This is a genomic window from Neobacillus drentensis, assembly GCF_036965425.1.
In the GTDB taxonomy this organism is placed as follows: domain Bacteria; phylum Bacillota; class Bacilli; order Bacillales; family Cytobacillaceae; genus Neobacillus; species Neobacillus drentensis_F.
Genome location: NZ_JBALPP010000169.1, coordinates 1 through 6908, shown reverse-complemented (window position 1 = coordinate 6908; position 6908 = coordinate 1). Strand labels below are relative to the sequence as shown.

Here is a 6908-nt window from a genome sequence, read left to right as displayed (position 1 = left end):
ATACGACCCTGATGAGCCGTGTGAGGATCCTAGCTGCCCAACTTTGGCTCTAAAAGAGAAATTTAGTAGTCAAGTCTAAGCCATCATCTTAAGCTTTAGGATGAAGAATTAAAGATCCAGCTGCCATTTTGGCGGCTGTTTTTATTGAGCTAACGGGGGAGGTTAGTTAAACAACAATTAGTATTTTATGCAAACTTTACCAAAAAATGTTACGATTTAATTAATTAAATGAAAGGTGGGATTTGAAATGAAAAATTTCATAATTAAATGTCAAATTAATAAATTGATTGAGGTTAAATACGAGTAATTCAAGTGTTTTTATTGAATGCTCGTAATTTCTTTCTAAAATAGGAGGAGCATTCGTGTTAAATAAACAAGGATTTAATTTATGGGCAGATAACTATGATAACACCGTACAAATTAGTGAAGAAAACAATGAATATCCGTTTGCAGGATACAAACAAATATTAAATGTTATCTTCAATGAAGTAATGCAAAAAAACTGTTCAAACGTTTTAGATATAGGTTTTGGAACAGGTCTATTAACGAGTAAACTGTATGAAAATGGGCAGCAAATAAATGGTTTGGATTTTTCATCTAAAATGATTGCTATTTCAAAGGCAAAAATGCCAGAAGCACATTTAATAGAGTGGGATATTTCAAAAGGATTACCCTTCGAAATCATTGAAAATAGGTATGATTCAATTTTAAGCACCTATACAATGCACCACCTAACAGATGAGGAAAAGGTTTCCTTTATTATTAAATTATTATCTCTGCTAAAAGAAGAAGGGCAAATATTTATTGGAGACATATCTTTTCAGAACAGAGAGAAACTGAATATTTGTCGGCAGGAAAATCTGCATCACTGGGACGATGATGAATTTTATTTCGTTTTTGATGAACTAAAATCCTCATTGGCAAATGTATGTAATTGCAAATTTTATCCGATTTCCCATTGTGGTGGGGTTATTATCATCTCTAAATAAAGTATGAAAAGGAGTGGCAAACATAATTGTTGCTACTCCTTTTCTTTCTGGGATTTCATTTCTTCTTGAACTAACGGGTGCTTGAGTTGAAGATGGAGTTGCGGCAAGCAGCTCTTTTTTTCGTTGATCAACTAACGGGACAATTAAAGAAGAAATGATCTTTTATATCGCTCTATTCCAATATAATTTCATTTTTTTCGGATGTGCTATATTAAAACCACTTATGAAACAAAGAATGGTTTATTTAAAAACAAAACCATCCTATTATGGATGGTTAAGGAAAATGGACCTAATTTTTCATATAATATCATATTATGATCTTCAGAAAATGAATCTGGGTTGATTGATCATAATTAAGAAAAACGCTTACAATTTATTGCTGTTTGTACTGAGGTTCTTCACTTTGAATTTCTTGAAGACGTGGTTCAAGACTATCAAGAACCTGTTGTGTTTGTTGTGCTGCCTGTTGATAAAGCTGCTTGGCATTTTGGTTATCAGTTGCTAAGGCGAAGCCTTCAAAGCTCGCTTGTGCACTTTTTAATCCAGCCAATGCTTGTTGTACTTGTTTTCCAACAGTCATTTAGAGACCTCTTTTCTGAATAAAATTGAAATTACAAATGTAGTATGCGGAATATTTATTAGCTTATGTATTTTAGATATTCAAATAAAATTAAATATCTTGTGCAAGTCCTAAGAAGATGTATAAACAATAAATTAGAAGGTTTTATTTCCCCCATAATTTTGTTAAATCAAGAGGAACAATTTCTCGTCCATTTATTTGTTTATGGATTATAGGATTTTTGAAGGGGTCATAAATAATTCCTCTATCTTCTGTAGAAAAACGAGCACGTACATCAACACCTAGAATATTGTTAACATATTTGTTGACTGGCATTTTAATCATCTCCTCCATTTAATTATTAAATATTATCTTTCTTGGGATTAAAAAAATTCAATAGAATTTAGTACACAATACGAGGAAATTGTGCAATAACTCGGTTGGTTCTTGTTCAACCAACAGGTGCAAGAGTTAAAGAAAGTGATTACTGCGGCGGTCTTTTTTATTGTTGTGCTAACGTGGCAGGATAGTTGTAAAGCGGTGTTTAACTTGTGTTCAGCAATCGGTCCAGATTGATGAGTAACGCTTAGCAAGAAGAATGGATATCTATGGTAAGCTAAATGAGAATTGAGAAGAATTTGCTCAATCAAAGGTTTAGTGTGAAAATAAAAATGTTTAAAATTGCTTTACCTCAAAAAAAGTTCATAAAAAAAGACACCCCCTACCGAGCGATAAGAGGTGTTCTATAAAGTCACAAATTAAGAGTTTTGGTTGTTATTTTGCTGGGATTGTTGGTTTTGTTGTCTTACCTCTTGTGCATTGGATTCGCTAGCAAATTCTGTTCCGAATTGACCAGCTCCAGCTTGAGCAGATTGAGCATTTTGTTGCCTAACCTGTTGGGCGTTTGTTCCAGCTTGAGTTTTGTTTGGTTGTTGATTGTTAGCCATAATAAATCACCTCCACGACAATAATGTATCCTGAACATAATTTTATTATCCTAAAAAGTTTTTAAATTGCTTTACAGCATTTTTCACTTTACTATGAGTAGCTTTTGCAAAATAACTGAGGAACTATTTTTGAAGCTTACTCTTGTTTTTTCAATATTTCGCAATCGGACGCTTATCATAAATAAAAAGGCGCTTTACATGGAGCAACACATTTAAGGGATTAGAGTTTATTATTGTCTAAAAAAAGATTGTGAAAATTTTCACTTAAACTAACGGGTGCAAGAGTTTAAGGACTGGGATGGCTGCGGCGGTCATTTTTTTGTTGAACTAACTGGGCAGTTTAGTGGAACAAGGGAGATGGAATTTTGTTTTCTTTGCCTTATGAGCAGCAAATGAAAAAGCTAGGAATCGTTCCCAGCGTCCAGTTTTTACATATTATTTATTTCTCCTTCCTGTTGGCGAGCGAGTCACGGTTACTTGCTGTTGGAGGCTGCTCTAACCATCCATTTTTTATCATTAGGTTTGCTCCGTCTTCTGCAAATTGTAAAAGTTCTAAAATTAGTCGTATGTAATGAGCACCTAAATCTCTTCTTGAATTGACACTCAAAGCGGAACCATAAAATGAAAGGGATAATTGTGTAGACAATAGAATTTGGTACATCATATATTTATCTGAAAAGGTCATAGAAGTAGAGCTCGTGATCATCGATTGCCAAGAAACAGGCGAATTCAATTTATCTTCCTTAAATACAGATTCAAATATTTTTATGTGTTTATTGGCAATGTCAAGACCCCTCATGAAATATTGACGAATCTCTTTGGATTGGGCTACTTGGATGAATCCCACTTTTAAAGCAGCATGTAAATGCATTTTTAGCATGTTGAAAGTAATATCTCCTATTTCGATAGCATTCAGAGGACGACGATCTCCCAACCATCCCGTTAAAAAACTTTGGTGCTTTACAAAATCGATTGATTCGGGTGGTGAAATAACAGGAGGTCGTACAAAAAGTCCTTTCGAAAGCATTAAATCAATGGATTGATCAAAAAGCTCCATCGTTTCGGACATACAGGTTATGTAATACTTCCGTAAGTCAGAACGAACTGAAGTACCAACAGACAAAGAATATCCAGTCAGGCCTTGCAAAGTCATGATATAAATATAATTTAGGTAGAAAGGGTCTTGAAAAAGACGAGGTGCCTGAATGTTTACGTCATCTTTTTCTGTAAACCCATGTGGAATAGGATAATTTTCATTTAACATGAATTCTGTAATTTTTTGAACATGCTTTTGGGATATTCCCAATGATGTTTGGTAAATCGATTTGACATCAGGATCTTCGATATGCTCCAGTGCATAACGAAAAAAACAAATGGACATGGTATCAAAAATGTATTGAGTCCAAAGGCTTGCCATTTCTGGAGCAGTTAATCGAATGGGGTTATTTGTCTCCAAGATTTTTCCTCCAATAAACGAACTTGTACATTTTTTTTATTGTTCTCTCAGAGGTGAATAATATGTAAAAAATTAGAAACCTCTTAAATCAAAAGATTTTACTGATGAGAAACAAGGTGTAGTTTTGATAAAAACAGTATTTGTGGAAGTTTTTTACAAAGAAACTTCAACATGGTTCGATGCGGGTGGTTCAGTAATTCTGATTATTATCGGGATACATTTATAGCTTAACTGGTGTGATTCTTCAAGATGTAGTTTGCATTTTTCTAATCTCACAAAAAAATTGTGAAATAGTGCACTTAAAGTAACGGGAGCGATTGTTCAATAAGGGCAGTCGCTTTCCTTGTTCAGCTAACGGGGCAGGTTAGTTTAAGTGTATTTCTTCATAATATTAAGAAAAAAGTATTCTTTCTTTGTTAGTAAAATCGTTTTTTTATATTTGTCTGGTGTCACCAAACTAAATTAAAAGCATTTCTAAAATTGTGTAAATACTAAATCAATTAAGTACCCATTATATTGAATGATTTCAACAAAGTTTATTATTTATTGCTGAGAACAAAACAGACATGTTCATACCTGGCTGTTGAACTTCCGCGCTTTAATATTTTTTAGTAATTATAATATTCTCTCTACTAATTCTCCGACTTATTCTGCCATAACGCGTGGTGGATAAGGTATTCCTTCTTTAAGCCACCATTCCACCAGTTCAAAGTATGCAGCGGAAACAAATCGAATAATGATATCTTCGTTTAATCCTTTATTTTTGCCTACGGTAACATTGACTTCGTCTCTTAAGATGGGGATGGGGAAGCCACCTTTTTACGAGGTACCGCCAACAAAAATGATTCTTAATGTACCGTATTTATGATACGTTTCACCGTAATGATTCAATATGAAGTATAGATATTAGAGAATCTCTAATAATAAAAAAATTAAGAGGACAAATTTTAGGAATTCTTTTAATATCGGAGTGAACCGTGTGCATAGTAGTTATTGGTTTTTTGCATTACTCATTTCAAGCACGATACTGTTTTGTTTTATTTTATTAAAAAAAAGAAACACTCGATCCCTGTTTCTTTATTTAACAATGGTTGGATTTGGTTATATTATCGAGACCACTATATTTAATTTCTTAGGAAGCTATGATTATAACCCCAATATTATCAAGCATAATTCATTTTATGACAGTGAATTGGGAGCGTTTTTCTCAAACGCATTATCTTTACCGGTCACAGCTACCTTGATAGCAACTTTCCACTTAAATTGGCTTTGGATCATCTTTTTTTCAGGATTCTTTGTAGGGATTGAATGGTTATTTTTAAAGCTTCATATCTATACACAGCACTGGTGGAAATTAGCATATACGGGAATGGGTCTCCCTTTATATTTTGCTTTAGCTAAGATTTTCTATAAATGGATTTTACACACTTCAATGGGATTCAAACACAATTTGATGCTCTATTTAATCACGGGCTCCATATCTGCCAGTGCCCATATTCTTCCGATGCTCTTTTTCTTGAATAGATTTTATCGCCCTAGATGGTTTGGGAATGTAGGGCGAGATTCCATTGCCTTCTCAGCAATTTACTATTTATGCGCAAGTCTTTTTTATTGTCTAATGATTAAAATCAATTGGAAACCGAAGTGGATCAAATATATTTTAACAGGTTTATTTATTTATACTGTGAATCAAGTTCTTGAAAAGATTGGAATTCTTCATAGTCTCATATGGTGGGACCAAATTTACTATATTTGTTTAGCATTATTTCTTATTTTCCTTGTTGGAGTTATAGATAAAAGATTATCTAAACAAATAGTAGCCGATAAAAATCCATCCTAATGAAAACAGGTGCAGTCTTCATATAGACGAAATTATTTGTGAAAATATGTACTTCAACTAACTGGGTGCTTGAGCTTAAAGATGATCGCTCCAGATAAAAGTTGGTTTGATGGTTTTTTCGAGAGAAACTCAACAGAACAAAAATGGATACCTCTTGGTAGCGAAAGAAATTTAATAAAAGAGTGGAATATTGTTTTATCTTCTGATTTGAAAATTCGGGGTTTCAAGGAAATAATATCGGACGATTGTTTCAACCATGAAGGCGAAATCTGGTTTATTGGTGAGTTAGATTAATGAGATTCTGTTAAAGGGTGGTATTCTTCAAACCAAGATGGTACTATACTTTAAAAGTTTGTGAAATGTTGTACATAAACTATCGGGGTGCTTTAGAGAAAGATCAGAGATGACAATTGTGGCAGCTTTTCTAATTCTTCTAACGGGCGGGTTAGCTTACAAAAAAACAAGGAGAAAAATTCGCCCTGTACCTTTTGATAACGGAAAAGAAAAAAAGCCCCTCAATGATTGAGGGGGAAGTGTTTATTTGAAAATTAATCGTATATCACATTTTTTCCTTCTTCACTTAATTTCTTTAAAGATGTAAGCATATGATTTATCTCTTCATCAGAGTGTCTTTCCCATGAAGCTAATTCAGCTATTATTTTTAGAGGTGATTTAGATCTATATGAGCGTGTTGGGTTTCCAGGAAATCTTTTATCAGTCAAGTTAGGATCATTTTCAAAATCCCCTAATGGTTCTACAATGTAGATTCTTTCTTTTGAATTAGATGTTGCTAATTCAGCACCCCATTTGGCAGCATTTAATGTAGCAGTAAAGTATATATGGTTAGATTTTTTTTCTTGGTAATTTGATAAGTGTTGCGGTTCTAATAAATCACCAATTTTTAATTCTGCTTTAGTACCATGAAAAAAAGGACCATTATCTAAGACATCTTTTTTGTCATTCATACGGATACACCTCTTCTATTATTAGATTTGTATTTAAAGTATAATATAGTGTAGGAATTACAAAAAAATACTTTATTATAAAAATATAAATAACGGTATAATGTAGGTATAGAGAATGATATTGAGTCACTCTGTTAATGATTATTTTAAAT

At 33.1% G+C, this 6908-nt stretch carries 9 protein-coding genes; 3 read left to right on the top strand and 6 right to left on the bottom strand.

The features are described 5' to 3' along the window. The first annotated feature begins 362 nt into the window (after nt 1-362). Nucleotides 363-989: a methyltransferase domain-containing protein gene (locus V7161_RS29000; RefSeq protein ID WP_335716236.1), complete on the top strand. Its 627-nt coding sequence runs from the start codon at nt 363-365 to the stop codon at nt 987-989. A gap of 373 nt (nt 990-1362) precedes the next feature. On the opposite strand, the gene V7161_RS28995 is transcribed toward V7161_RS29000, so the two are convergent. The 5 genes from V7161_RS28995 to V7161_RS30490 all read right to left on the bottom strand — a co-directional run bounded on the left by V7161_RS28995 (nt 1363) and on the right by V7161_RS30490 (nt 4749). Further along, the gene (locus tag V7161_RS28995; protein WP_098576330.1) at nt 1363-1569 is read right to left on the bottom strand and encodes a DUF1657 domain-containing protein; all 207 of its coding nucleotides are present in this window, start codon (nt 1567-1569) and stop codon (nt 1363-1365) included. Nucleotides 1570-1713: 144 nt separating this feature from the next. Further along, entirely contained in the window at nt 1714-1884 is a 171-nt protein-coding gene (locus tag V7161_RS28990; RefSeq protein ID WP_335716235.1) for a hypothetical protein, read from the bottom strand. A 422-nt stretch (nt 1885-2306) separates the two neighbouring features. Further along, complete coding sequence (locus V7161_RS28985; protein WP_335716234.1) at nt 2307-2495, bottom strand: gamma-type small acid-soluble spore protein; 189 nt, start codon at nt 2493-2495, stop codon at nt 2307-2309. A 439-nt stretch (nt 2496-2934) separates the two neighbouring features. Continuing rightward, the gene (locus tag V7161_RS28980) at nt 2935-3951 is read right to left on the bottom strand and encodes a DUF3231 family protein (protein ID WP_335716233.1); all 1017 of its coding nucleotides are present in this window, start codon (nt 3949-3951) and stop codon (nt 2935-2937) included. 645 nt (nt 3952-4596) lie between these two features. Continuing rightward, on the bottom strand, nt 4597-4749 hold the full coding sequence (locus V7161_RS30490) for a TetR-like C-terminal domain-containing protein (RefSeq protein ID WP_420491687.1): 153 nt from the start codon (nt 4747-4749) through the stop codon (nt 4597-4599). 181 nt (nt 4750-4930) lie between these two features. Here V7161_RS30490 and V7161_RS28975 point away from each other — a divergent pair, with 181 nt between their 5' ends. Both V7161_RS28975 and V7161_RS28970 read left to right on the top strand, forming a co-directional pair. Beyond that, nucleotides 4931-5791, top strand: a complete 861-nt coding sequence (locus V7161_RS28975; RefSeq protein ID WP_335716232.1) for a hypothetical protein — start codon at nt 4931-4933, stop codon at nt 5789-5791. Between the two features lie 81 nt (nt 5792-5872). Next, the gene (locus V7161_RS28970; RefSeq protein ID WP_335716231.1) at nt 5873-6085 is read left to right on the top strand and encodes a DUF3916 domain-containing protein; all 213 of its coding nucleotides are present in this window, start codon (nt 5873-5875) and stop codon (nt 6083-6085) included. Nucleotides 6086-6339: 254 nt separating this feature from the next. Here the strand turns inward: V7161_RS28970 and arr are convergent, their stop codons facing one another. Then, a complete protein-coding gene (arr, locus tag V7161_RS28965; RefSeq protein ID WP_205182134.1) occupies nt 6340-6756 on the bottom strand; it encodes an NAD(+)--rifampin ADP-ribosyltransferase in 417 nt (138 codons plus the stop codon). Between the last annotated feature and the right edge of the window lie 152 nt (nt 6757-6908).

What these genes read in the sequence shown, in the direction of transcription:
- V7161_RS28995 (WP_098576330.1), bottom strand. Translation starts at nt 1,569, where the DNA reads ATGACTGTTGGAAAACAAGTACAACAAGCATTGGCTGGATTAAAAAGT.
- V7161_RS28990 (WP_335716235.1), bottom strand. Translation starts at nt 1,884, where the DNA reads ATGCCAGTCAACAAATATGTTAACAATATTCTAGGTGTTGATGTACGT.
- V7161_RS28985 (WP_335716234.1), bottom strand. Translation starts at nt 2,495, where the DNA reads ATGGCTAACAATCAACAACCAAACAAAACTCAAGCTGGAACAAACGCC.
- V7161_RS28970 (WP_335716231.1), top strand. Translation starts at nt 5,873, where the DNA reads ATGATCGCTCCAGATAAAAGTTGGTTTGATGGTTTTTTCGAGAGAAAC.
- arr (WP_205182134.1), bottom strand. Translation starts at nt 6,756, where the DNA reads ATGAATGACAAAAAAGATGTCTTAGATAATGGTCCTTTTTTTCATGGT.